Origin of the sequence: Caballeronia sp. LZ035, assembly GCF_031451175.1 — a bacterium.
Lineage (GTDB): Bacteria > Pseudomonadota > Gammaproteobacteria > Burkholderiales > Burkholderiaceae > Caballeronia.
Genome location: NZ_JARUXS010000001.1, coordinates 1,821,652 through 1,847,020, shown reverse-complemented (window position 1 = coordinate 1,847,020; position 25,369 = coordinate 1,821,652). Strand labels below are relative to the sequence as shown.

Sequence of the window (25,369 nt, the reverse complement as noted above, 5' to 3'; positions counted from 1 at the left end):
CGCGGGCTTTTTTTATACGCCCGACCCGTTGACGATGCGTCCGGCTTCGATCGTCACGGTCGCGTCGCAGCGCTCGGCGAGTTCCGCGTCGTGCGTGACGAGCACGAGCGTCGCGCCATTGCGGCGGTTCATCTCGAACATCAGGTCGATGATCGCGTACCCGGTGGCGGCGTCGAGGCTGCCGGTGGGTTCGTCGGCGAACAGCACGGCAGGATGCGTGACGAACGCCCGCGCCAGCGCGACGCGCTGTTGTTCGCCGCCCGACAGCAGCTTCGGATAATGCCCCATGCGTTGCGCAAGACCGACCTGATCGAGCAATGCGCGGGCGCGTGCGGCGATTTCATGGTGCGGCATCTCGGCGCGCAATTCGAGCGGCAGCATCACGTTCTCGAGCGCGGTCAGATGCGGCATCAACTGGAACGACTGGAACACGAAACCCACGGCCCCGCTGCGCAGCGCGGCGCGCTGGTCTTCATCGAGCGTGGAGAGCTCCTTGCCGAGCAGGCGAACCGAGCCCTCCGTCGCGCTGTCCAATCCCGCGAGCAGGCCGAGCAGCGTCGACTTGCCCGACCCCGACGCACCGACGATCGCCACGCTGCTGCCCTGCGCGATCGACAGGTCGATCTGATCCAGTATGGTCAGTTCACCCGTTGCGTCTTTCACCCGCTTGTTCAATCCCCGAACTTCGATGACCGGCTCTATCTTGTTTTGCATGGACACCCTGAAGAAAAACTTGCGCGGCACGCTTCCCGTGCTGGGCCTGATGATGGCGGTTTGCGTCACGGCGCAGGCAGCGGATGCCCAGGCAGCGCCTCAACCCGCGACGCCCGCGCAGACGCAAACCAGGCCCGCGATCGTCGTGCTGGGCGACAGCCTCTCCGCGGAATACGGCCTGCCGCGCGATACCGGCTGGGTCAATCTGCTGCGCGGCAAGCTCGCGCAAGAGCGTCTCGATTATAGCGTCGCGAATTCGAGCATCAGCGGCGACACCACGAGCGGCGGACGCGCGCGCCTCACCGCCGTGCTCGCGCGGCTCAAGCCTGCTGTGGTGATTGTCGAACTGGGTGGCAACGATGCACTGCGCGGCGTGCCGCTCACGACGACCGAGGCGAACCTGCGCGGTATCGTCGATGCATCGCAGGCTGCGCATGCGAAGGTTTTACTCATCGGCATGTATGTTCCACCCAATTACGGCCCCGACTACACGCAAAAGTTCCATGCGGTCTATGAGCGCATCGCGAAGGAGAAGAACGTGCCGCTCGTGCCTTTCCTGCTGGCGGGCATCGCTGAAACGCCCTCGATGTTCCAGGCCGATCAGATCCATCCGACGGTGCAGGCCCAGCCATTGCTATTGAACAACGTCTGGCCAAGCTTGAAACCCTTGCTGGGCGCGGGCGCGTCGCATTAGTCGACACGCCGGCCGCACGGCTTGTTCAACCTGACGCGGAACACGGCCACGATTCAGTCATCTGAGACTTTCGCGTAACTCTTATAACCCCGCTCGTACTGAGAGAGCGATCCGACAAGGAGGTCACGTGAAATTTATCCCTCTTCTCGCCCTGACCGTTGCAATCTCGGCCTGTGCCGCCCAACCGCCTGCCGGCGTGCAGCAAGTCGGCACGAGTCAGAAGGCGCCGAAGGCCGTGGCGCAATGCGTCGCCCAGAAGTGGGCCGACAAGTCGCAGCAGCAAGTCGTGTCGCAAGACACGCTGGCGAACGATCAGGCCGTCGATGTCTACGTTCCCGGCCAGCAGCCGCCGAACGGCGCCGCCGCCGTGATTCGCCCGGCCTATACCGGCTCGGGCTCGTGGGTCGGCTTCCGCGCTTCGGGTGCGGCCGGCAGCCAGGCCAGCGGCGACGTGCAGGCTTGCCTGTAAGGTCGTGTCGAAGTGGACTGCCCGCGCGCTTCCAGCGCGTCGGGCGTGAATGAAAAAAGCCCCGCTACTCTTCGGATAGCGGGGCTTTTGCATACTGCGATCAGCGCATCAATTCGAAGTCGAGGGATCCGGCGCCGTTGCGTGACTGAGCTTGATCTTCGAACGCGCCTTCAGCGCATCCGTGTAGGCTTCCATTTCCGCCTGCGCATACACCTGCGCGATCTGTTGCTGTGCACCGGCCAGGCGGTCGGCCGCGACCGTGGCCGGCTTCTCGACCCCGTTCACGCGATAGATCGCGTAACCGTCGGCACCGAGGTCGACGCCCACGTAAGCCGGCAGCTTCGCTGCATCCGCCTTGAAAATCGCGCTGAGCGCCGCGGGCGGCAAGCCCTGTGCATCATTGCGCGACACGGTGATCGGCGACGTGAAGCCATCAGTCGACTTCGACTTCTGCAGATCGGCAAGCTTCGTCTCGCCTTCCTTCTTCGCCATGGCGGCTGCCATCTCCGCGATGACCTGCTTGCGCACCTGGTCCTTCACGGCGTCGAACGCGGGCACGGCGGACGGTTTGTAGTCGGTCACGCGCGCGGCGATCATCGTGCTGTTGCCGACGTCGATGGCCTGCGTGTTGTTGCGCTCCTTCACCGAATCGGGTGCGAACACGGCAGCGAGGAACTTCGCGTTGTTGAGCGGGTTGTCCTGCGGCAACTGCGGATTCGGCTTCGGACCGACCGTCGCGGTCTGAATGGACAGCTTGTATTTGTCGGCGGCGGGTTGCAGCGACTTCGACTTCTCGTAGACCAGGTCCGTGAACCCTTGCGAGTCGTCAGCGAAACCCTTCGCGCCCTGTTGCGCCGCATAGTCTTTCGCGAGCGCGTCCTTCACTTCGTCGAACGGCTTCGTGACGGCAGGCTTCACGTCGGTGGCCTGGATGATGTGATAGCCGAAGTCCGACTCGACGATGTTGCTCACCTCGCCCTTCTTCAGGCTGAACGCGGCGTCGTCGAAGTCCTTGCCGCCCGCGATCTGGCCGCGCGCAAAGTAACCGAGATCGCCGCCCTTGTTTGCCGAGCCGGGATCTTCCGAATTCTTCTGGGCGATCTGCGCGAACTGGTCCGGATGCGCCTTCACCTGCGCGAGCAGCGCTTCGGCCTTCTGCTTGGCCTTGGCCTTGTCGGCGGCGCTTGCGTCCTTCGGTGCGTTGATCAGGATGTGGCTCGCGCGCACCTGCGCTTCCGTGCGGTAGCGCTGGATGTTGTCGTCGTAGTACTTCTTGAGGTCGGCGTCGCTCGGCTTCGACACCGCCGCGATCGCGCCTGGCGACAGCACCAGATACTGGATCGTGGCCGTCTCGGGCGTGGCGAAGGCGTTGCGATGCGCGTCGTAGTAAGCGGTGAGCTGCGCGTCGGTCGGCTGGATCTTCGCCGTGTAGTCGGCGCTGCGCAGCGACATGCCCTGCACCGCGCGCTTCTGCTCGGCGAGTTCGGTGAGGCTTTGCGCGAGCGACTTCGACGTGAACGAAGTCGATTGAATGCTGCCCGGAATCTGCTCGGTGGCAATGCTGTAGCGCATGCGCTCGTCGTATTGCGCGGGCGTCATGCCCTGCATGGCGAGCAGCTGCTTGTAGCGCTCGACGTCGATGCTGCCGTCCGGCTTGCGCAGCGACGAGATCACCGGGTCGGCGAGCAGTGCGCGGCGCACGGCGTCATCGGAGGCGGTCAGGTGCAGGCGCTGGGTTTCGTCGGCGAGTGCGCGCTGTTGCACGAGACTGTCGACCATCGCGGCGCGGGCTTCGGGCGTGTCGAACATTTTGGCGTCGAACTGCGAGCCGAGCATCGAGCGGGCGCGATCCACTTGCTGGCGGAAGGCGTTGTCGAATTCGGGACGCGTGATCTTGTGGCCATTGACACTGGCGACCCAGGCGTTTTCGTCGAAGAAGTTGCTGAAACCCTGGATACCCACGATACCCAGACCGGGCACCACGATCAGGATCAGCAGGGCCATCATCAGGCGCTGGTGATTTCGGAAGAAGTCGAGCATGTAGCGCTGCGTTGTCGGAACAAAACGCTCGATATTACAACAGCGGGAGGGGAAAAGGCGAAAGGTGACTGGGAATTGGCCGCGTGGGGTAGCCAAGCCTTGGCCACAGGGTTCGGCCACGCAGACGAAACGGCCGATGAATCAGTGAGTTGAGTGACCTTGTGACACACTCGCCGGGAGGGTTTCAGCAAGGCATCGAGCACGCGAGAAGCGCAGCGCCCGTGACGCACAAAACAAAAGTCCCGCAGGCCGTGAAGCGTGCGGGACTTTCGTTTGAATCTGGCGGAGCGGACGGGACTCGAACCCGCGACCCCCGGCGTGACAGGCCGGTATTCTAACCAACTGAACTACCGCTCCAGAGTAGTACGTGCGACAAGTTGAAGTGACGCCATGCTGACCTGGTGGGTGCTGAGAGGCTCGAACTCCCGACCTACGCCTTGTAAGGGCGCCGCTCTACCAACTGAGCTAAGCACCCGGCCGATGACTTTCAACTTGCGCTTCGCTGGTTTGATGTCTCGTAATGCAAGACGCCGTATCCAGCGAGTCCGCTAGTTTAGCGCATCCTTCAGAGCTTTGCCAGGGCGAAATTTCGGCACCTTCGCGGCCTTGATCTTGATCTCGGCGCCTGTGCGCGGATTACGTCCGGTGCGTGCCGTACGCTTGCCGACCGCGAACGTGCCGAAGCCCACGAGTGTCACGCTGCCGCCCTTCGAGAGCGTCGCGCGCACGCCGCCGATGAGCGCCTCCAGCGCGCGGCCAGCGGTGGCTTTGGAGATGTCGGCTTCCTGCGCAATGTGGTCGATCAGTTCCGTCTTGTTCATGGTGATCCCCGAATCGTTTGATGGCACGTTGTCATGACGCGTTGTAGTCAGCCGGATCGTGTCCGGATGCGGCGCTCATTAGACGTAGCCGAAAGAACAGTGTCAACGAGGGTTGAGCCTGACCCGGCGGTTGTTTCGGAGAGTGAGAACGAAGTTTCGCCAGAACGGCGCGAGCAATAAAAACCCGCGGAAACATCCCGCGGGTCTTGAGTCCTGCCTTGAACGGTGCGGCGTGCATGATCCCACGCCGCACCGCCGGACAGAGACTTAGTGCTTCACAAACTCACCGGCTGCCGGTGCGTCCTTCTGCTGTTCGGCAGCGACGGGCGCAGCCTTCGCTTCTTCCTCGGGCAACGCTTCCGGCGTGCGTTCGAGCGCCAGTTCCAGCACGCGGTCGATCCAGCGAACCGGCACGATCTCGATGGCGTTCTTCACGTTGTCGGGGATGTCGGCCAGATCCTTGGTGTTCTCTTCCGGGATCAGCACGAGCTTGATGCCGCCGCGATGCGCCGCCAGCAACTTCTCCTTCAACCCGCCGATCGGCAGCACTTCGCCGCGCAGCGTGATTTCGCCCGTCATCGCGACATCCGCACGAACCGGAATACCGGTCAGCACCGACACCAGCGCCGTGGTCATCGCGATACCGGCGGACGGACCGTCCTTCGGCGTCGCGCCTTCGGGCACGTGGATGTGGATGTCCTTCTTCTCGAACGACTCGTCCGTGATGCCGAGACGGCGCGAACGCGAACGCACGACCGAGCGCGCCGCTTCCACCGACTCCTTCATCACGTCGCCGAGCGAACCGGTGCGGATCACGCCGCCCTTGCCGGGCATCACCGCCGCTTCGATCGTCAGCAGGTCGCCGCCCACTTCCGTCCACGCGAGACCCGTAACCTGGCCGATCTGGTTTTCCTTCGCAGCCAGACCGAAGTCGTACTTGCGCACGCCGAGGAAGGTATCGAGATTGGAACCGTCGACCTTCACGGCGCCCTCGGCCTTCTTGAGCAGCAGCATCTTCACGACCTTGCGGCAGATCTTCGACACTTCACGCTCGAGCGAACGCACGCCCGCTTCACGCGTGTAGTAGCGGATGATGTCGCGAATCGCCTGCTCCGTGACGTCGATCTCGTCTTCCTTCAGGCCGTTGTTGCGCTTCTGCTTCGGCAACAGGTAACGCTGCGCGATGCTGACCTTCTCGTCTTCCGTGTAACCCGAGAGACGGATGACTTCCATCCGGTCGAGCAGCGGCGGCGGGATGTTCAGCGAGTTCGACGTGGCGACGAACATCACGTCGGACAGGTCGAAGTCCACTTCGATGTAGTGATCCGCGAACGTATGGTTCTGTTCCGGATCGAGCACTTCGAGCAGCGCGGAGGCCGGGTCGCCGCGGAAATCCATGCCCATCTTGTCGACTTCGTCGAGCAGGAAGAGCGGATTGCGCACGCCGACCTTGGTCAAGCTCTGCAGGATCTTGCCGGGCATCGAACCGATATACGTGCGGCGGTGACCGCGAATCTCGGATTCGTCATGCACGCCGCCCAGCGCCATGCGCACGAACTTGCGGTTCGTGGCGCGCGCGATGGACTGCCCCAGCGAGGTCTTGCCGACGCCCGGAGGCCCGACGAGACACAGGATGGGCGCCTTCACCTTCTCGACGCGCTGTTGAACCGCGAGATACTCGAGAATGCGTTCCTTGACCTTTTCGAGGCCGAAGTGATCTTCGTCGAGCACGCGCTCGGCGTTGGTCAGGTCGTTGTTGACCTTGCTCTTCTTGCGCCACGGCAGGCCGATCAGCGTGTCGATGTAGTTGCGCACGACGGTCGCTTCCGCGGACATCGGCGACATCAGCTTGAGCTTCTTGAGCTCGGCGTCGGCCTTCTTCTTGGCTTCCTTCGGCATGCGCGCGGCGGTGATGCGCTTCTCGAGTTCCTCGAGATCCGCGCCCTCTTCGCCTTCGCCCAGTTCCTTCTGGATGGCCTTGACCTGCTCGTTCAGGTAGTACTCGCGCTGGCTCTTTTCCATCTGGCGCTTGACGCGGCCACGGATGCGCTTTTCGACCTGGAGAATGTCGATCTCGGCTTCAAGTTGCGCGAGCAGATGCTCGAGACGCTCGATGACCGGGAACATCTCGAGGATGTGCTGCTTCTGGTCGAGCTTGAGCGGCAGATGTGCGGCGATGGTGTCCGCCAGACGACCCGCTTCGTCGATGCCCGACAGCGACGTCAGGATCTCCGGCGGAATCTTCTTGTTGAGCTTCACGTACTGGTCGAACTGCGACACGATGGCGCGGCGCAGCGCTTCGGTTTCGGCGCTGTCGGCGTGGTCGGGTTCGAGCGGCATCACGTCGCAGGAAAACTGCGTTTCCTGTTCTTCGATCGTGAGCGTCTTGGCGCGCTGCAAGCCTTCGACAAGCACCTTCACGGTGCCGTCAGGCAGCTTCAGCATTTGCAGGATGTTGGCGATACATCCCACTTCGTACATGTCTTTTTCGGTCGGCTCGTCCTTCGCCGCCGTTTTCTGGGCGACGAGCATGATGTGCTTGCCGCCTTCCATCGCGGCTTCGAGGGCCTTGATCGACTTGGGCCGCCCGACGAAGAGCGGAATCACCATATGCGGGAAAACGACTACGTCGCGCAGCGGGAGCAGCGGCAGCGTAATGCGTTCCTGCGGGAGGAGTTGGGTTCCTGACATTTCATTTCCCCATGAGTGGAATCAGTTCAGTCGTAAGTAAGGCCGTTCAGAGCTATTGCAAGCCTTTATCGGAAGGGAAAAGTCGGTAGTCAAAGATCGCGTCAGTCACGTCCACACAATAAACCGAAAAAAATAAAAGGCCGTTCACGTTGCCATGAACGGCCTCTCGCCGAGCCACAGCCTGCTTCAGTTGGAACCCGCCACCTTGGGCGCATCTTCATAGATGAGCAGGGGCTTGCCGTCGCCGTCGATGGTGTTGTCGTCGACGATCACCTTCGAGACACCCTTCATGGTCGGCAGTTCGTACATCACGTCGAGCAACGCTTGTTCCAGAATGGACCGCAGCCCGCGCGCGCCCGTCTTGCGACGGATGGCTTTCTGCGCGATGGCCTGCAACGCAGCCGGACGAATCTCCAGTTCCACGCGTTCCATGGCGAACAGCTTGTGATACTGCTTCACGAGCGCGTTCTTCGGTTCGATCAGGATTTTCACGAGCGCAGCTTCGTCGAGCTTGCCGAGCGTGGCGACCACCGGCAGGCGGCCGATCAGCTCGGGAATCAGACCGAACTTGATCAGATCCTCGGGCTCGACGTCACGCAGCACTTCGCCCGCGTCGCGGTCCTGCTTGCTCTTCACGCTGGCGGCAAAACCAATGCCGGTCTTCTCCGTGCGGTCGGTGATAACCTTTTCGAGGCCGTCGAACGCGCCGCCGCAGATGAACAGGATATTGGTCGTGTCGACCTGGATGAAATCCTGGTTCGGATGCTTGCGACCGCCTTGCGGCGGCACCGACGCCATTGTGCCTTCGACCAGCTTGAGCAGCGCCTGCTGAACGCCCTCGCCCGACACGTCGCGCGTGATGGACGGGTTGTCCGACTTGCGGCTGATCTTGTCGATTTCGTCGATATAGACGATGCCGCGCTGCGCCTTGTCGACTTCGTAGTTGCAGTTTTGCAGCAGCTTCTGAATGATGTTCTCGACGTCCTCGCCGACATAACCGGCTTCGGTCAGCGTCGTGGCGTCCGCGATGACGAACGGCACGTTCAGCATCCGCGCCAGCGTCTGTGCGAGCAAAGTCTTGCCCGAGCCAGTCGGCCCGATCAACAAAATGTTGCTCTTCGACAGCTCGATTTCGTCTTTCTTGTCGAGATGCTTGAGACGCTTGTAGTGGTTGTACACCGCGACCGCGAGAATCTTCTTCGCGCGTTCCTGGCCAATCACGTACTGGTTGAGGATGTCGCTGATTTCCTGCGGGCTGGGCAGGTCGGACTTGGTCAGTCCGGCCTCTTCTGCTGCACCGGCCGCTTCATCGCGAATGATCTCGTTGCAGAGGTCGATACATTCATCGCAGATGAACACCGACGGGCCCGCGATGAGCTTCTTCACCTCATGCTGGCTCTTTCCGCAGAACGAGCAATAGAGCAGCTTTTCGCTACTGGAACCTTTCTTGTCCGCCATAAATGTGTACGCCTCCGGACACGCTTGTTACATGATACGCCCTTCAATCTGGCCACGCAGATTCGCACCTGCGCGGCCCGGTTGAAGCGCTGTGTGGCGCGGCGCCGCTTCGTGCGCCTTTCAAGTCTGATCAGGGACGCTTGTGCAGCACCTGGTCGACGAGGCCATAAGCCTGCGCGTCGTCGCCTGACATGAAGTTGTCGCGATCGGTGTCGCGCGCGATGCGTTCGACCGGCTGGCCGGTGTGATGCGACAACAGCTGGTTCAGACGTTCCTTCAGGTACAGGATTTCGCGCGCCTGGATCTCGATGTCCGATGCCTGGCCGCGTGCGCCGCCGAGCGGCTGGTGAATCATCACGCGGGCGTTCGGCAGCGCGACGCGCTTGCCCTTCGCCCCGGCGGCCAGGAGGAACGCGCCCATGCTCGCGGCGAGACCCATGCACAGCGTGGAGACATCCGGCTTCACGAACTGCATGGTGTCGTAGATCGCCATGCCGGCCGATACCGAGCCACCCGGGCTGTTGATGTACAGGCTGATGTCCTTGTCGGGATTCTCGCTTTCGAGGAACAGCAACTGTGCCACGACGAGATTCGCCGACTGGTCGTTCACTTCGCCGACCAGGAACACGACGCGCTCCTTGAGAAGACGCGAATAGATGTCATAGGCACGCTCGCCGCGGCCGCTCGTTTCGACGACCATCGGAACGAGGCCGAGCGCCTGGGCTTCGAAGTCCCGTGTCGCGTGGGACGCCAGCGTGTCGAGCAATTCAGCGCGAAAGGTCATGCAATTTCCTTGTTCGGAATAGGGATACTGGACGACAAAGGAACATCACTAGAACGGCTTGGAAACGCCCAAACTTTAATGCAAAAAAGGCGTGAGAGCCGTGAACCCACGACTCGCACGCCCCTTGCCACCGCGCGTCAGGCTTGCGCCGTTGCGCTGGCCAGTTCCTCGAAGCTGACTTCCTTGTCGGTCACCTTGGCCTTGCCGAGCACGAAGTCGACGACGTTGCTCTCGACAACGAACGCTTCCATTTCGGCGAGGCGCTGCTGATTCGAATAATACCAGCGGACGACTTCCTTCGGGTCTTCGTAGCTTTTGGCGAATTCGTCGACTTCAGCGCGGATCTGCTCGGGCTTCGCCTGCAGTTCGTTGGCCTTCACCAGTTCGGCCAGCACCAGACCCAGCTTGACGCGGCGCTCGGCTTGCTCGGCGAACATCTCGGCCGGGATCGGCGCGTCGGCGGCGTTCGGCACACCACGTTGCTGCAAGTCCTGGCGAGCCATTTCGACCAGACGCTGCTGATCCTGCTCAATCAGCGCCTTCGGCACGTCGAGGTCGGAAATCTTGAGCAGTGCGTCCATGACCTGGTTCTTCACGATCTGCTGCGTGCGGCGCTTGGCTTCGCGCTCCAGGTTGTCCTTGATCTCGCCGCGCATCTTCGTCAGGTCGCCGTCTTCGATGCCCAGCGACTTCGCGAAATCCGCATTGATTTCCGGCAGATGCGGCCACTCGATCTTCTTGACCGTGACCGTGAATTGCGCCGTCTTGCCCGCCACGTCCTTGCCGTGGTAGTCCTCGGGGAACTTGAGGTCGAAGTCCTTCGACTCGCCGACCTTCAGCCCCGTGGCAGCCTGTTCGAACTCCGGCAGCATGCGGCCTTCGCCGAGCACGAACGCGAAGTCCTGTGCGCTGCCGCCTTCGAACGCGACGCCGTCGAGCTTGCCGACGAAGTCCAGCGTCACGCGGTCGCCTTCCTTGGCGGCCGTGTCGCCGCCACCGTCGCCGTGCTCGCCGGCTTCGCCGCGTGCGTGGAAGTGCACGCGCTGCTTGCGCAGGATGTCCAGCGTGCGATCCACTTCGGCTTCGGAGATGGTGGTGACCGTGCGTTCGATTTCAGCGTCGGCGACGTCGCCCAGCTTCACGTCCGGATAGACCTCGAAGGTGGCGTCGAACGCGTAGGCGTCGGCGGCGTCTTCGACCTTCGGCGCGAAGCTCGGCTGGCCGGCGACGCGCAGGTTTTCCGCGCGGGTGACGTCGAAGAATTCCTTGCCGACCTTGTCGCTCAGCACTTCAGCTTCCACCTGGCCGGCGTACTGCTGGGTCACCATCTTGAGCGGCACCTTGCCCGGGCGGAAACCCGGCATGCGCACGTTCTTGGCCAACTGGCGGATACGCGAATCCACTTCCTTCTGCACTGTCTCTTTCGGCAGGGAAATCGTCACGCGGCGTTCGAGCTTGCCGAGGTTCTCAACTACGTTAGCCATGGCTGAAATCGTCCTAAAGTGAAACGTCAATTCGGTGTTCGGTTCTTCCGCGGTTCTAAAGGCGCGGGTCCGGATGCGGGCTCTGGCCAGGCCTGTTTCCAGGGCCCGGCTGCTGCCGCCGGCCGGGATCGGTGACCGGCACCGCGGCGCGCATGTCATGCATCGTGCGCGTCTCGCGGAGGGCCGGGCCGTCGCCCGACGCGGTGTCAGCCAACAGAGCCCAGTAGTTTAGCAAACAAATCAGGCCACCCTGTCCGACGAATCCGTGCGCCGGCCTCGACGGCCCGCCGCGGCCCCTGAAACGCCTGATTCGCGCCCGGATTCGGCGTAATTCCGCGTTTTCGCGGCCGCGCCGCGCGCGCAGAATCTCCGTTATCCGCGCGCGGCTATTTTGCGCAGCGCGCCACGCTGATAAGCTTGCCGGCGCACGATTCACGCGACCAATCGGCACCTCGCGCAATCCATGACTCGAAGGCATGAGGCGCATGCAATAAATGAATGGCGTTTGGCGTCGCGCACGTGCGTTCGTTCACTTCCAAACCAGAACAGTCGAGACACCATGTCCAACGTCATGTCCGCTCCCGTAGTCGTCATCGCTCCCGATTCGTTCAAGGGCTCGCTTTCCGCGGAAGGCGTCGCGGATGCGATCGCCGAAGGCATCCGGCGCGCGCGGCCGGACGCCGAGATTCGCATTCGCCCGATGGCCGATGGCGGCGAAGGCACACTCGACGCAATGCTGGCCGCCGGCGGCGAGCGCCGCCTGCTCAACGTGCGCGGCGCGGCGGCCGCACGGCGCGATGCCGCAACGGGCTTGCTCGCCGATGGCGGCGCGATCATCGAGACGGCGGAAGTGGTCGGCATCACTGACCCGGACGGCATGGCCGTGCCCGTTACCGAGCGCAGTACGCTCGGCATGGGCGAGGCGATCCGCGCGCTGCTCGATTCGGGCGCCCGCACTTTCTATGTCGCGCTGGGCGGCAGCAGCACCAACGACGGCGGCGCGGGCCTGCTCGTCGGCCTCGGGCTCAGATTGCTCGATGCCGGCGGCCAGGAACTCGAGCCGGTGCCTTCCGCGCTGGCGAAGATCGCGCGCATCGATGCGTCGGGACTCGATCCGCGTGTGAAGGAGGCGCAGTTCATCGGCATGTCGGATGTGGACAATCCGCTCACCGGCGAGCACGGCGCCACCGCGGTCTTCGGCCCGCAGAAAGGCGTGACGCCGGAGCAGATCGCGCCGGTCGACGCCGCGCTCGGTCATTTCGCGGATCTGCTGGAACCGGCGCTGGGTGTCGTGAAGCGCGACGCACCCGGTGCGGGTGCCGCTGGCGGGCTCGGTTTCGCGCTGCACATGCTGGGCGCGCGCTTCGAAACGGGCGCGGAAGTGGTGGCGCGGGAGATCGGCCTCGACGATGCCCTCGAAGGCGCGAACTGGCTCATCACCGGCGAAGGCCGCTCCGACGTGCAGACGCTGCACGGCAAGGCGCCCTTCATCGCCTGCAAGCACGCGCGGACGGCGGGCGTGCCGGCTTCGCTGCTGTCGGGCGCAGTGGATTCGGCGGCGCTGCCGCGTCTGTCGGAGTTCTTCGACGGCTGCTTCTCACCCGCGCCCGGGCCGATCACGCTCGACACTGCCATCCGCGACGCGGCGCGACTGCTCGCCAATGAAGCCGAGCAGCTCACGCGACTGAAGTTCGGGTCGCGATGAGGTCAAAGTTGAGCTTGAGTTGGAGGCCCAGCGAGCGCCGGGTCCCTTCTTGCGTCTTGAGCGACGCCGCGCGGCTGCTCGCCAGCGAGACCGGACAGCTCGCGCTTGTGGTGTTCGGTCCGCGATAAGGCTGGGGCCGTGTCGAAAGCATCGGGTTTCGCCCCGCCCCTCACGTGACCGCATGCTTCATGTGAAATCCGACCAGGGCATGTGCCTGAAGCTCGCTTCGCGATAAAACCGGCCCAGTGCCGATGGCATCGGAACCCTTCCCGCGCCTCACGTGACCGCCCGTCGCACACGAATGCCGAAAAAGTCCGGTTCGCGCTCACGCCCCGCCCCTCACGCAGCCACCCGCTTCCCGCCGAACGCAATCCGGTCAAGGCACCACACCGCGAGCATCGTCACGCCCATCAGCGGGAAGATCATGCCGAGCAGCGTCAGGCCGCCGCGCCACGCGCGCATCGGCGGACGCCGGGCCGGCCGCGCCGGTGCGCCGATGGTCCGCGCCGGCCGGCGCTTCAGCCACATGACGAAGCCCGTCAGCGCCAGCGCGGCGAGTCCCAGCGAAATCGCCGAGCAGACGATCTGGTTCGCAAGACCGAAATAACGCCCCATGTGCAGCGACGTGCCGTACGAGATCCACTGCGCGACGCGGCCATAGTTCGCGTACGAGATGTCGGCGAGCACGCGGCCGCTGTACTGATCGATGTGCAGCGTGCGTTCGTCGCGCGGATCGGCCGGGAACGACGACACCGTATAGACGCCTCCCGGAGTGTTCGGCAGCGCGATGCCGTAGTCATCGGCGACACCGTTGCGCGCCGCGAGCGCCACCACCTGATCCAGCGACAGCCGCGCGGCCGCAGCCGGCGCGGCGACGCCGTCGGGCACGACCGTCGCGCCGACGGCCCACGGCGTCTGCTTGAGCGGCAGATCGTCCATGGTCATCGGCATGGCGTGTCCAGCATGTCCAGCATGAGCATCGGCCTGCTGCGCGCCCGCCGCGGGCACGCTCGAATGCACGTGCGCCTCGCCCCACGCGCCTTTCGGATACCCAAGCGATGCGGAAGTCGCGAGCGCCTTGAACTCGCGCCCCCACGATCCCGACCACGGCAGCCCCGACAGCACAAAGAAAAGCGCGCCCGCCGCGAGCCAGACGCCGCCGACCGCATGCAGGTCGCGCCACCACGCGCGGCCGCGCAATGACAGGCGCGGCAGCCAGATGCCGCCGTTGCGGACATTCGTGCGATCCGGCCACCACAGCGCGACGCCCGTGCCGATCATCACGAGCGTCCAGCAGCCGGCCAGTTCCATCAGCAGTTCGCCGGTCTTGCCAAGCATCAGTCCGCGATGCAGGTCGCGCACCTGTTTCATCAGCCGATGCTCGACCGACAGTCTGCCGAGCACGGCGCCGTCATAAGGATTCACATACACGCTCTCGCTTTCGCCCGAAGGCAGACGAAACACGAATTCGGCGCTGCGCGTGCGATCGGATTCGATCTGCGCGAGCGTCGCGACCGCGCCGCGCGGCTCGCTCGCGACCGCTTTGGCGAGCAGGACATCGCGCGGCAACGGCGGCACGTGCGGATCAGCGACGACCATCCGGTCGCGATACAGAAGCGGCTCGAGCTGCGGTTGGAAACAGTAGATCGTGCCCGTGACGGCAAGCACGATCAGCAGCGGCATGACGAAGAGGCCGGCATAAAAGTGCCAGCGCCAGAGCGTGCGGCGCTGTGCGATGACATCGCCCGGAATGGGCTGGGCAGTGGCAGTTGATTCGGGTGCGAGCATGGCGATTCTCAGAAGTGTGCGTGCGTGTCAGATCGAAGGCTTCCGAAGGCATCAGATGCCGATGCGCCCTTCCACATAAAACGTGCGCCCCGCATACGGGTGATACACGTAATAGCGTTCGTCGAACAGGTTGTCGACGCCCACGCCCAGTTCGGTATGTTTCGTCGGCCGATAGGTGAGCTTGGCGTCGACCACGGTGTAGCTGCTGGTGCCGCCGTAGGTGTCGGGGTTGACGTCGGTGTTCGTCAGCGAGTTGTATTGCCGTCCGGAATACCGTACCGCGAGCGTGGCCGCCGTATTCCCGGTCGCGCGCCAGGTCGCTGCGAGGTTCGCCCGCCACAGCGGGATGCGATAGAAGTACTTCCCCACCGACGCCGGATTGCCGCCGTTCGCGATGATTTTCGATTGCGTGTACGCGACGTTGGCCACGAGATCGAGGCCGCGCACGAGCACGTCCTGACCTTCATAGGCGAACTCGGCGCCGCGCGAACGCACGCGGTCGATGTTCTGGAAGTTCGTGACATTCGGAATCACGGTCGTGTTGGTCTGGCTGAGGATCGTGTTCTTCACGTCGTCCTGAAACAGCGTGAAGCGATAGAGGCCGTTGCCGTGAATCCACTCCGCGCTGAGTTCCTTCGAGAGATCGTCTTCCGGCTTGAGATTCGGATTGTTGTTGACGATCGACGTGCCGCTGATCTGCCCTTGAAACAGCTCCCCCGCCGTTGGAAAGCGATACGCGCGTCCCATCGATGCGCGCAGCGTCAGGTCCTGGGTTGCATCGAACGACAGCGAGGCCTTGGGCGACCAGTGGCTTTCGCTGGCCCCGGCATAGTCGAGCGACGTCGCGCCCACCGCGCGCGAACCGTCATAGGCGTTCCAGTTCTCGTAGCGCACGCCATAGGTGAAGGCCCAGCGCGGCAGAAAGCGCCAGGCGTCCTGTGCGTAGACGGCCTGCGTGCGCGTGCGGCCGCCGAATGAATTGGCGAAGGACACACCCGCGCCTTCGCGCCATGCATCCGTGTTCGAGGTCACGTTGGAGACGAAATAGTCGTCGTAGTGATAGCCGAACGACAGCGCATGCGCGGCCGGTCCCGAACGTGTATAGGGCGTCCAGCTCGCGCGCAGGTCGAGCGATTTCCAGCCGGAGCCGCTGCCGTCGGTGAGCGTGCCGGGGCCGTCGCCGGGCACGCCGGAGCTGGCCGTGCGCGCGATGCTCTGCGAAATGTCGAAGTAGGACGCGACGGCTTCCGCGTTCCAGCCGGCCGCGTGATGCGTGCGCAGCGACGCGCCGTACAGAGTGTTTTCGCTCGCGCCCATGCTCGGCGCGAAGGTAGCGGCGGGAATGTCATACGCGTAGCCGCCGATGTTCACGCGGCCGCTGTACACCGGATTGCCTGCGGCGTCGCGCAGGAAGGTCTGCGTGTCGCTGTTGTACTTCTGATGCCAGTAGCCGAGCGTGAAGCCGGCTTGCAACGTGTCGGTCAGGTCGTACGCGAGCTTCACGCGCAACTGGTCCTGGAACGTGCGCTCGATGCCCTCGCCCGACGTGCCGAGCACGGCCGTCGGCGTGTTGTACTGATCGCGATAGAAGGTGGCGCCGGTGACGGGCGTGTCGGCGGCCGTGGCGAGCGTCTTCGACTGCGCGAGCGTCGCGAACTGCAACGGCTGGCCGGTGTTCTCCTGATGATCGGCGCCGATCAGAAACGACAGCCTGCCGATCCGGTCGCCCACCGTCGCGCTCGTGTTCGCGCCACTGAAATTGCGGTCCACGCCGAACAGGCTGAAATGCTGGGTGAAGCCCTGCACTTTTGCATCGGATTCGAACTCGGTCGGCATGCGCGTGGTGATGGCCACGGTTGCGCCAATCGAATTGCCCGGATAGAGCGCCGAATACGGGCCGTAGATCACGTCGGTGCGTTCGATGTCGTCCGCGAAAATCATCGACCAGCGCGGCGCGAAGTTCCAGGTGTTGCCGAGGAAGTTGCTGAGCAGCAGGCCGTCGGCATAGACCAGGCCGCGCGCCGTCTGCGCGTTGCTGGTGCCGCGCACCGCGATGGTCGAGTTGAGGTCGCCGATGAAACGCTTGCGCACGGCCAGGTTCGGCGCGTACTTGAGCACGTCTTCGGTCGACGTCACGTTCCAGTACTGGAACTGGTCGGCGGTGATGGTGTTGACGGTGGCGGGCAGGTTCGGGTCGAGCGACGAGGCGCGCGGCGCGGACTGCGCGCTGATACGTACGGGCGCAAGGGCGGTGTCGGTGGTATCGGTGGGATCGGCGGACTCGACTGCCGATGCGGCAGGCGTAGCGCCCGCCGAGAGCGCCGCGTGCGCCATCAGCGAGATGGGAAGCCATGCGCGTGAATGCGCGAAGGCACGGCGGCGCGAACACTGCCGCGCGCGCGTGATGAGCGGAAACATCGTGAATTCCTGAAGAGACGGACGAGCGGTTACGCGACCGTCGTGCTCACACGCGCGACGGACGTCGGTTGTACCGGACGAAGAACGGGTTCAGGAATAGACGGGCGGCGCGCGTGAACGCGCGGCGTTGAACGACTTCGAATGAATCGAGGCGACTGGCGCGCGCGGCGCCATGCGCGCGACGCGCTCGATGCGAGCGGCCTGCGGCGTGATGCCCGGCGCGACCGGCAGATGATGTGCGAGCAGGCCGCAATAGGCACAGGCGTCGACATGGCCGGCGGCGTCGTGCGATGCCGATGCCGCATGTGCGCCTTCAGCGGAAGGAGCGACGGCGCAGAGTGCGGCTTGCGGATCATCGGCGGCTGCGCGGGCCGCGAGCGTCTGGCTGATGACCGGCGCGACAATGGCAAGCCACATGGCGGCAATGCCGAGCCAGGCGACGAAGCGATTGCGCGCGTTGCGGGTCATGAGGACGGAGTGAAAGTGATAGCGAAGGGCTGGACGAGATTGTAGGCAGCGCGTCGGCATGCCGCAATCTCTTCATGCGCATGAAGAGCATCACGCGCGCAATTGACGCAAGCGCTGCAAGCGACGCCAGCGACGCATCGCTGCACGCGGAGCACTGCGGCCGCATGGCCGCAAATTCCCGGACATCGACAGACGAATCGGTTAGAATCTCGGGCTTGGCACGTTGGACCGGTGCCGGACACGGCGGCATCGCCGGGCGTCGAGACAGGCCGCAAGGCGTCAAGAAACCCGCTGCGCAAGCCGTGACGCGAGGATGGCGAAATTGGTAGACGCACCAGGTTTAGGTCCTGACGCCCGCAAGGGTGTGCGGGTTCGAGTCCCGCTCCTCGCACCACCAACCCCCATCAAAATCAAGCACTTAGCGAATGACGGCTGTCATTAATTCGCCTGCATTTCCGCCTAGTCGCTAACGGAATGACAGGATTGCGACAGCATCCATCGCGTGCCCGCTGCTTAGCGACGCCTGACCGAGACGACAACCGTCCGCGTATCCGCCCGTCCGCCCGTCGTCGTGATCGTGCAGGCGACCGCGTAGTCAGTGCCGGCCGTGCCGCCCGAGATCCAGGCGGTCGCGATTCCATCCTGCGCCGCCGCTCGATCGACCGTCAGCCCGTCTGCCGCAGTGATGGCGACATTCAGGATCGTTTCGTTCTCTCCGAGCCATGCAGACCAATCCCAGTCGAAGTCGAGAACCGCAAGCGGATCTTTCACGAAGGACGGGACATAGGGGTACGTCATGGGGTTCCCTGTAAAGACCAGTTGATCAGAGATGATTCGATACGTCCGGATCTCCGCGCTGATCGGGAACGAAACAGCGATCGGGATTGCGGACGCGACGCCAGCCAATGCGCTCGTGATGTTCGGCATCTGAACGGCCACGCCAGCGCCGTCGATTGCCCCCAGCAGCCGCGCAGATGAGACGGTCGTGTTCGGCGCCTGCGCGACGCTCGAAGTGCCAGATATGGCACTTTCGCCGGCTGCCGCGCAGACGTTCGCGAGCTGCGAATCTGCTTCCTCGCCCGTGATGTCCGATGTCGCGATGCCGTTGCCGCTGTTCACCGCCTGCACCACGGTGGCGACGCCGCTGATAGCGGTGATGCCTTGGACCGATCCATCTGCCTGCGCGATGTTTGGGCTCTGAACCGCGCTGCTCGTGCCGGCGTCGCCCGACGCGACCTGAATCAGCACCGAATTCCTGCTTTGCGCCGGTGCCGCCGCGCCGCCGACGAGCACGCTGCCTGCGCCGGCCGCCGTGTTCGATGGAGGACTGAGCGCGCCCACGCCGCTGGTCAGTAGCGAGACGCTCGCCGCGCACGTGTCGCTCGCCTCCGTCACCGCGCCGACGCAGTTGATCGTGCCCAGCGCCGTGATGACGCCGGATGCCGCCGCCGCGTTCTTCGCCTGAGACGGCGCCGCGCTGCCGCCCACGACCGGCGAGCCGGCCGACGCTGCCGCGTCATTCGCTTCGACGACCGCCCCCGCGCCGCTCGCGACCGGGCCGCCGGCCGCCGCCGCGCCGTTCTTCGCCTGGCTCGTTGCGCCCAGACCCGAGAGCAGCATCACGCCGGCCGCAGCGACCGTATCATTCGCCTCGACCGCCGAGCCGGTGCCTGTGATTCCCGGAATGGCCGCTACAGTGCCCGACGCGGCTGTGACGTCCTTCACCTCTAACGGCGCACCCGATCCGGTGATCGCATCGGTCGCCGCTGCCGCCGCCGTGTTTTTGCCTTGCGTGGCGCTCGCCGCGCCGCTCGAGACTGGCCCGCCGGATGCCGCCGCGGCATCATTCGCTTCAGTTTCTGCCGACGTGCCGGTGATGCGAACGGTGCCCGATGCCGACGTGACGCCCTTCGCGCCCGTGCTCGCGCCGATGCCGGTGATCGTCGACAGCGTGACGACATAGCTCGCGGCCTGAAACGAAACGTTCGCGTACGCGCCGGCGACAGGCGTGACCACGCCGACAGCGATCGTCAGCGTCTGGCCGGCGCTCGCCGCCGAATAGGTGATCGTGGTGAGGTAGTTCTCGACCGACCCGCTGCCCGGTCCTACCGGCGTGACGGTGAACGGCGCCGCGCTGCCGTCCGAGAGCGTTGCCGTCAGCTTCGGAGACGTCGAATACGCGCCCCAGACGATCTTCAGCGTGCGCGAATTCGTGTCGGCCGGCACTGTGAAGGTGTAACCCTGCCCGGCCGTCGGCGTCGCGACGCCCTTCGGCGAGTCGAGCACGCCCGCCTGAGTCGTCGTCGTGCTCGCGGCGTTCGGCGTGCCGTCGGTCCAGGTGACGGCAGTCGTCGATCCGGTCCATGAGTCGAGCACCGCGCCGGCGGTCGGCGTCACCGCGCCGATCGTCGAGCCGCCGCTCGCCTTTCTGTTCGGCGTCGTCGTGCCAGGGTATTGAATCCAGTCGGTCTGAGGTGGCGAGCTCAGATTGACCGTCGTGTAGCTGACGGCCGACGAGCCGCTCAAACTAGCCATATTGGCCCCCGTGCCAGAACCTGTGGCGAGCGATTTCGCCTGGATGGTCGAGCTCGTGCCCGTGATCGACGATGTTCCCGATCCTGCCGCGACGTCGTTCGCTTCCTGCTCGGTGTCGATCCCCGAGATGGCCGCTTGCGAGATCACATATCCGGCGCTCTGCATCGAGACGTACGCATACGCGCCGGTCGCGGGCGTGACGAGCGTGATCGCAACGGTGAGCGTCTGCCCTGCGGAATTCGCAGCGAACGTGATCGTCGTCAGATACTTCTCGCCCGACCCACTGCCGGGTCCGGCCGGCGTCAGCGTGTAAGGCGCCGCGCTGCCGTCGGAAAGCGTCGCGACGAGCTTCGGCGCGGCCGAATAGGCGCCCCAGACGATCGTTAGGGTGCGGGTGCTGGTATCAGCAGGAACGGTAAATGAGAAACCCTGACCGGCTGGAGGCGTCGCGACGCCGTTGTTCGGCGCATAGATCGCGCCGGTTGCTGTCGTCGCGTTGCTGCTCGCGTTTGGCGTGCCGTCTGACCATGAGACGGCGACCTCGCTACCCGTGAAGGCGCCGAAGGTTGCGCCGGCCAGCGCGACCGCAGCACCGATGGTCGAACCGCCGCCGCTTCTGCGGTTAGGCGTTGTCGATCCGGGGTACTGTATCCAGTCTGCCTGAACGGGCGAACTCAGGTTGACCGCGCTATAGCTGATTGCAGAAGAGCCGGTCAGGATGCCCATTTTTTAGTTGCCGTTCGTGAAGGTGAAGGACGATACGCTGATGGTCTGGTTCTGGGCGATGCTCGTGTTCGTCAGGTTCAGGTCCGAGCCGCTGGTGCTCACCGTGCCGTCGATGTGCGCCGTGCCGCCCGAGGTGGTGATGCGGAACCACGTTGCGTTAGTGCCGGTGCCCGCTGCGGCGAGGCCGGTGCCGTTCGCGATGCTGTTGAGCGTCAGCACGCCGCCGCTCGCCGACGGTGCGAAGGTCGCGTTGCAAGTCAGCGTCGCGAGAAGCACCTGCGACGTGATCGCCGTGTCGGGGGATGCCGGCTGCGTGCCGCTGTAAAGATTCAGCAGTGCGCTCGCGCCGACGGTCGTCGTGATCGCGTTTTGCTGGGCGTTCTTGAGGTTTGCGCTGTACTTGAGATTCGAGGCCATGAGTGTGATTCCGGTGGTTACGGGGTTTGCTGCGATGAAGTTTTTGACGGTCGGATAACGGCCCTTCTGAGTTGTGCCGTCACTGGCAACCAGGCCGAACATCATTTCGTTGTCGGTCGGCGAAACACTTGCGCTGTTGCCGGCGGCGTCCACCAGTTGGTAGTACTGCACACCCTTGATGTTGTAGGTATTGCGCACCGAGACGAATCGCGCGAGCAGGTAGCTGCCGACGATTGCAGAAGCAATGGCTGCCTCGTTCGCATAGACGGCAGTCGTGCCGTTCATCGCGTTCGCGCCGCACTCGGTGATATAGATTGGCTTGCCCCATCCCGCGATGTGCGCGAGCACGTTGAACCCGCCTTGATCGGTCGGGTTCTCGATGTCGTCATTCGGGCCGTAGTTGTTCAGATACCAGTGCCACGACGACAGATCCCAGTCGACGATCTTCGTCGCGTCATAGGTCGTCGGCGCGCTCGGCGTCGAGCCGTTCCGCAGCATGTCGAAGAAGGCTGTATGCAGCCATGTCCCGCCCGGCTGCATGATCGGCGTCGTGGTGTCGACCGATCGGATGCCGGCGATCATTCCGCGAATCGAGCCGCGGCAGATCAGGAACTTCGCGTTGTTGAAGTCGGAAGTGACATTCCCGCGACCGGTCCCGCCGACGATGTTGCCGTCGCTCCACTGGCCGCCATCGAACTCGTTGCCGACTTCGTACCATGGCACCAGCCCAGCGAGGTTTGTCGCGGCGTCGACGCCGAGGTTATAGCCGAGCGTGTAGGCGGTCGCCTCGGTTGCGGTCCCGCCAGTCCATGACGTCTGATAGAGCGGCAGGAGAACCGGCGCCACGACAATGCCGTTCGGCGTTGCCGTGTTGTTGATGAAGTTCCTGAACGTCGCCCCGTCGCTCGACGTGACTGCGCCGGTCGATGAGCTATTCGACGCCCCGTATCCGTTTCGATACGTGAGCATGCCGAGGTCTTTCATGCTCGCCGCGTTACCCGCCCACTTCGCCGGCACATACCCCGCCGAGTTATTCCACGTGAAGTGACCGTTCACGCCCCAGAATGGCGCTATCGGAATCGACATTTTTGACCTTGCAGAGGAGCTTCTACGGACGCGCGAAAGACTTCGCGGTCAGTTCTTTTTGACGGGACAGTTTTTGATGATGGCGAGATCGAGCGCGAGGATCTGACGCTTCGTGTCCAGCGTGTCGGCCGTGCTCGCGGCGATCGGCCTGACCCAATCGCATGCGGTATCAATAATTTTCACGCTCGGCGCCGGAGCCGGCGTCGTCGCGCATCCACTCACAGCGAGTGCGCAGAAGATAATCGTGGCCCGCATATTCATTGATCCTTTCGCATGGCGCCGATGGCGGCGAGTTGAGCGTCGATGTCGTCGCGCGTGGCGGCTGCGGCGGTTTGATCTGCTGCTGCTCGGTTGACGACGGCCTGCTCGCCTTTTGCCGACGCTTCAGCGTTCGCTTGATCGACCTGACTCTGTTTCGCTGCAACAGTTGCGGCAGCCGTTGCCTCGACCTTCGACGCCTGGCTGTGCCGAAAGAGGCCAAAGGCGACACCTCCGAGCGCGCAGGCAGCAGAGATGATGGTTCCGAGATGCGACACGAGAAACGCGACGATGAGCGTCATGACCAAACCCCTGTGAGAAAGAGACTGCGTTCGCGCGCGCGGCGCTTGACCAGACCAGCCATAGTTTTTCCAGACGCCTTCACCCATAGGTCAAACTGATCCGCCGCGCCGGCATAGTCGCCACCGTTGAGCAGCTTCAGAAGGGTCGATGTCCCGAGACTCCCGGTGCCGACGTTGAAAGCGAAATCGACGAGCGCTGCCTTCTGTTGCGGGCTCAGCGGCACGGTCACAAGCTTGTCCACCGCAGCCCCGAATCGAAGGAGATCGGCCGTCAGCCGAGCATCTGCGCGCGCCTGCGTCCAGACCGTTCCGCGCGCGATGCCTTCGCCAGTCGCACCATAGCCGCACGTCCACGGGTCGCCGCCGCTCGCCGGGTCGGCATAGGCAACGAGCACGCACCCTTCCGAAGCCTTCGTCAGCGCCTCGCAGAGCGGATACCATGCGGGCGATGCGACAGCGGGCGTCTCGACGGTTTCTTCGAGCGGCGGCGCCTTCGCTACCGGTGCCGGCGCCGCGGGCGCGGCCGGCGCCGGCTTGCGGAAGATCGCCAGCAGGGAATCGAGCCAGATCATTGCGGTGCGACCGGTTGCGGATTGGCCGCGGCCGTCGCCTCGCGCAACTGCTCCTGCTTGATGATCCGCGCGAGCGGCACGGCGATCGCGCACGCCAGCGAGACGAGCGCGAAAGTTCGCGGCGGCACGTACGCCTGAATCATCGGCAACTGATCCTGAAACTGAGCCAGCGCGCCGAAGGCTGCAGCGGCCATGCCGAGCAGCGAGGCAGACGACTTGAACAGGACGGTCTTCGCCTGGCCAACGAGTTCGAATTTCATAGACGCCCCGCAAAGAGAAGAATTACGACGATGAGGAGCAGCAGACCGATGCCGCCGGACGGGTAGTAACCCCAGGCGTGTGAGTAGGGCCACGCCGGAAACGCGCCGACCAGCAGCAGCACGAGCACGATTAGCAGGATGGTTCCGATGGACATGACTTTTCCTTCGCGCCGCACGGCGCTAAATGACATCGCAGAAAAGGGGATTGGACTATCGGCGGTTGCCGATCCAGGGCTGCGCAGGAAGTGCAGGATGCACAGCGGTTTCGAGCTTCTTGTCGACGGCCTTCGCCGTACTCGCTGCCTCGTCTGCCTTCGACGCGGCGACGTTCACCTTCTGCTCGACGGCCTCTGTCTTCTGCGCGGCGACGGTAGCTGCGGCCGTAGCTTGTCGCGTCTGCTTGATCAGCACCGCCTGCCGCGCATCGGTGAGCTTTGCGCGATCGCCTAGGAACCGCAGTGTGTACGACGCGATCTGATTAGTGTCCGCCACCGACTTCGCGATCAACTCCTGCGACTGCTTGAGCGTCGCGTTCTCTGACCTCAGACTCGCGATCTGCGTCGCATATTTGGCATCGGCCGCCTCAGTCGCGGAAGCAGCGGCTGTCGCCCGAGCCTGCGGAAACCGGTTGACAAGCTGCATTCGCTCGGACCGATTGATCCAGTACATGACCGCCATGCCGGCGAAGAAGATCGAGAGCATGATGAGCAATATGGATGCAAGCCCCGCGAAACGCTTGTATGCCTTCTTGATTTCGTCTGTCACGTCAGATCCTCTCGTCGGCGCCCGCCAAGTTGTGCCTTCAGCGCATTGTTTTCGGTCTCGAGCGAGTCAACACGGCGCGTCAAGGCCTCAAGCTTGCGACGGTCCTCGTCGCGATCCCGTGCGGCCTGTTCAGCGAACCGACGCATCCTCGCCTCGGCAACCTGCAGCTGCCGACGGTATCGAGTCTCGCGCGTTACAGACGCCTCATACTGCTTCTTCCACTGGCTTGCAGACTCGAGCAGCAGCTTCAAACTTTCAGTGTCTGTCTCGTCCTGCGCTATATCGCGCTTCGCCTGAGATTCAGTCGACTTGACGTCAACCAGTTGCTTGCGCAGCTTGATGTATCGATCGATGAATATGCCGACGCCAACAGTGAAGAACGTGCAGCCGCTTCCGATAATCGTCGCCAGAGTTGAGTCCGTAGGCATGTGCTTCCTCGTTCGACGGCTCTGCTGGCCCGCTTTCAATTGCTGGTGACACCGGACTTAAAGCCCCGGTTTATTAGGTCGGTCAGCCAAACCGAACCTCTTAAATGCCGTCAAGGCCTTATTGTCAGACCGATTCTCGTGGTCTGTTAAAATGCCAACATTAATCTTCGCTGATATAAAAATGAAAGAAATCGTGTATCAAGTGCATTATCTCGATGGAAGCATTCGAATCGTGCCTGAAGCAGAGGCAGCAGAACTGCGAAAGAGCCCGAACGCGAGCAACTTCACAATCTCGTCGCTCACTCCGGCACTGGAAGCGCCCGCTGAGATTCTCCCGGAAGGGAGTTGAAGAAGTCTTTCCAACGAGAATCCGTTGCCTCAACGACACCTTGATTGGGCCAGTCGGTAGGATCCTGAGGGGAACAGAAAAACGAGATGATGGCGGTTTCGTTTGAGTTGGAAAACTGAACGTTGATCGTTTTCATA

General features: G+C 63.6%; 23 protein-coding genes and 3 tRNA genes. 4 read left to right on the top strand and 22 right to left on the bottom strand.

Annotated elements, in window-relative coordinates; all coding sequences use genetic code 11:
- Positions 1 to 12: 12 nt before the first annotated feature.
- Positions 13 to 714, bottom strand: a complete 702-nt coding sequence (locus QCE88_RS08825; protein ID WP_309901028.1) for an ABC transporter ATP-binding protein — start codon at positions 712 to 714, stop codon at positions 13 to 15.
- Between QCE88_RS08825 and QCE88_RS08820 the strand changes: the two genes are divergently transcribed.
- Positions 713 to 1,408, top strand: a complete 696-nt coding sequence (locus QCE88_RS08820) for an arylesterase (RefSeq protein WP_309903468.1) — start codon at positions 713 to 715, stop codon at positions 1,406 to 1,408. The genes QCE88_RS08825 and QCE88_RS08820 overlap by 2 nt on opposite strands.
- Before the next feature lie 127 nt (positions 1,409 to 1,535).
- Positions 1,536 to 1,877, top strand: a complete 342-nt coding sequence (locus tag QCE88_RS08815) for a hypothetical protein (protein WP_309901026.1) — start codon at positions 1,536 to 1,538, stop codon at positions 1,875 to 1,877.
- Between the two features lie 108 nt (positions 1,878 to 1,985).
- Here QCE88_RS08815 and QCE88_RS08810 read toward each other — a convergent pair whose 3' ends face one another.
- The 8 genes from QCE88_RS08810 to tig all read right to left on the bottom strand — a co-directional run bounded on the left by QCE88_RS08810 (position 1,986) and on the right by tig (position 11,155).
- Positions 1,986 to 3,917 (bottom strand): SurA N-terminal domain-containing protein, encoded by a 1,932-nt coding sequence (locus tag QCE88_RS08810; protein ID WP_309901024.1) that lies wholly within the window; start codon positions 3,915 to 3,917, stop codon positions 1,986 to 1,988.
- Between the two features lie 280 nt (positions 3,918 to 4,197).
- Positions 4,198 to 4,274, bottom strand: a tRNA-Asp gene (locus tag QCE88_RS08805).
- Positions 4,275 to 4,316: 42 nt separating this feature from the next.
- A tRNA-Val gene (locus tag QCE88_RS08800) sits at positions 4,317 to 4,392 on the bottom strand.
- 73 nt (positions 4,393 to 4,465) lie between these two features.
- Complete coding sequence (locus tag QCE88_RS08795; protein ID WP_309832217.1) at positions 4,466 to 4,738, bottom strand: HU family DNA-binding protein; 273 nt, start codon at positions 4,736 to 4,738, stop codon at positions 4,466 to 4,468.
- Between the two features lie 267 nt (positions 4,739 to 5,005).
- A complete protein-coding gene (lon, locus tag QCE88_RS08790; protein WP_309901022.1) occupies positions 5,006 to 7,429 on the bottom strand; it encodes an endopeptidase La in 2,424 nt (807 codons plus the stop codon).
- Positions 7,430 to 7,615: 186 nt separating this feature from the next.
- The gene (clpX, locus tag QCE88_RS08785) at positions 7,616 to 8,887 is read right to left on the bottom strand and encodes an ATP-dependent Clp protease ATP-binding subunit ClpX (protein WP_309832212.1); all 1,272 of its coding nucleotides are present in this window, start codon (positions 8,885 to 8,887) and stop codon (positions 7,616 to 7,618) included.
- A gap of 130 nt (positions 8,888 to 9,017) precedes the next feature.
- Positions 9,018 to 9,671 carry an ATP-dependent Clp endopeptidase proteolytic subunit ClpP gene (clpP, locus tag QCE88_RS08780; RefSeq protein ID WP_061176142.1) on the bottom strand — a complete coding sequence of 218 codons (654 nt, stop codon included), beginning with the start codon at positions 9,669 to 9,671 and terminating at the stop codon, positions 9,018 to 9,020.
- A gap of 137 nt (positions 9,672 to 9,808) precedes the next feature.
- Entirely contained in the window at positions 9,809 to 11,155 is a 1,347-nt protein-coding gene (tig, locus tag QCE88_RS08775; protein ID WP_309901020.1) for a trigger factor, read from the bottom strand.
- Positions 11,156 to 11,714: 559 nt separating this feature from the next.
- Here tig and QCE88_RS08770 point away from each other — a divergent pair.
- The gene (locus tag QCE88_RS08770) at positions 11,715 to 12,860 is read left to right on the top strand and encodes a glycerate kinase (RefSeq protein ID WP_309901019.1); all 1,146 of its coding nucleotides are present in this window, start codon (positions 11,715 to 11,717) and stop codon (positions 12,858 to 12,860) included.
- Between the two features lie 339 nt (positions 12,861 to 13,199).
- Here QCE88_RS08770 and QCE88_RS08765 read toward each other — a convergent pair whose 3' ends face one another.
- The 3 genes from QCE88_RS08765 to QCE88_RS08755 all read right to left on the bottom strand — a co-directional run bounded on the left by QCE88_RS08765 (position 13,200) and on the right by QCE88_RS08755 (position 17,534).
- Entirely contained in the window at positions 13,200 to 14,648 is a 1,449-nt protein-coding gene (locus QCE88_RS08765; RefSeq protein WP_309901017.1) for a PepSY domain-containing protein, read from the bottom strand.
- Between the two features lie 51 nt (positions 14,649 to 14,699).
- Positions 14,700 to 17,066, bottom strand: coding sequence for a TonB-dependent receptor (locus QCE88_RS08760; protein ID WP_309901014.1), 2,367 nt, complete (start codon positions 17,064 to 17,066; stop codon positions 14,700 to 14,702).
- Between the two features lie 90 nt (positions 17,067 to 17,156).
- Entirely contained in the window at positions 17,157 to 17,534 is a 378-nt protein-coding gene (locus QCE88_RS08755) for a DUF2946 domain-containing protein (RefSeq protein ID WP_309901012.1), read from the bottom strand.
- A 307-nt stretch (positions 17,535 to 17,841) separates the two neighbouring features.
- Between QCE88_RS08755 and QCE88_RS08750 the strand changes: the two genes are divergently transcribed.
- A tRNA-Leu gene (locus QCE88_RS08750) sits at positions 17,842 to 17,928 on the top strand.
- Between the two features lie 119 nt (positions 17,929 to 18,047).
- Here QCE88_RS08750 and QCE88_RS08745 read toward each other — a convergent pair.
- The 10 genes from QCE88_RS08745 to QCE88_RS08700 all read right to left on the bottom strand — a co-directional run bounded on the left by QCE88_RS08745 (position 18,048) and on the right by QCE88_RS08700 (position 25,368).
- Positions 18,048 to 20,795, bottom strand: coding sequence for a hypothetical protein (locus QCE88_RS08745; RefSeq protein ID WP_309901010.1), 2,748 nt, complete (start codon positions 20,793 to 20,795; stop codon positions 18,048 to 18,050).
- Positions 20,796 to 20,798: 3 nt separating this feature from the next.
- Positions 20,799 to 22,298: a hypothetical protein gene (locus tag QCE88_RS08740; protein ID WP_309901008.1), complete on the bottom strand. Its 1,500-nt coding sequence runs from the start codon at positions 22,296 to 22,298 to the stop codon at positions 20,799 to 20,801.
- A gap of 48 nt (positions 22,299 to 22,346) precedes the next feature.
- On the bottom strand, positions 22,347 to 22,559 hold the full coding sequence (locus QCE88_RS08735) for a hypothetical protein (RefSeq protein ID WP_309901005.1): 213 nt from the start codon (positions 22,557 to 22,559) through the stop codon (positions 22,347 to 22,349).
- Positions 22,556 to 22,858 carry a hypothetical protein gene (locus QCE88_RS08730; RefSeq protein ID WP_309901003.1) on the bottom strand — a complete coding sequence of 101 codons (303 nt, stop codon included), beginning with the start codon at positions 22,856 to 22,858 and terminating at the stop codon, positions 22,556 to 22,558. The genes QCE88_RS08735 and QCE88_RS08730 overlap by 4 nt, the downstream gene beginning before the upstream one ends.
- Positions 22,855 to 23,430 carry a lysozyme gene (locus QCE88_RS08725; RefSeq protein WP_309901001.1) on the bottom strand — a complete coding sequence of 192 codons (576 nt, stop codon included), beginning with the start codon at positions 23,428 to 23,430 and terminating at the stop codon, positions 22,855 to 22,857. Before QCE88_RS08725 ends, QCE88_RS08730 begins: the two co-directional genes overlap by 4 nt.
- Positions 23,427 to 23,690, bottom strand: coding sequence for a hypothetical protein (locus QCE88_RS08720; protein WP_309900999.1), 264 nt, complete (start codon positions 23,688 to 23,690; stop codon positions 23,427 to 23,429). The genes QCE88_RS08725 and QCE88_RS08720 overlap by 4 nt, the downstream gene beginning before the upstream one ends.
- Positions 23,687 to 23,845 carry a DUF3309 family protein gene (locus QCE88_RS08715; RefSeq protein ID WP_309900998.1) on the bottom strand — a complete coding sequence of 53 codons (159 nt, stop codon included), beginning with the start codon at positions 23,843 to 23,845 and terminating at the stop codon, positions 23,687 to 23,689. Before QCE88_RS08715 ends, QCE88_RS08720 begins: the two co-directional genes overlap by 4 nt.
- Before the next feature lie 55 nt (positions 23,846 to 23,900).
- Positions 23,901 to 24,455 (bottom strand): hypothetical protein, encoded by a 555-nt coding sequence (locus tag QCE88_RS08710; protein WP_309900997.1) that lies wholly within the window; start codon positions 24,453 to 24,455, stop codon positions 23,901 to 23,903.
- Entirely contained in the window at positions 24,452 to 24,883 is a 432-nt protein-coding gene (locus tag QCE88_RS08705) for a hypothetical protein (RefSeq protein WP_309900994.1), read from the bottom strand. The genes QCE88_RS08710 and QCE88_RS08705 overlap by 4 nt, the downstream gene beginning before the upstream one ends.
- Before the next feature lie 299 nt (positions 24,884 to 25,182).
- Positions 25,183 to 25,368, bottom strand: coding sequence for a hypothetical protein (locus tag QCE88_RS08700; protein ID WP_309900992.1), 186 nt, complete (start codon positions 25,366 to 25,368; stop codon positions 25,183 to 25,185).
- Between the last annotated feature and the right edge of the window lies 1 nt (position 25,369).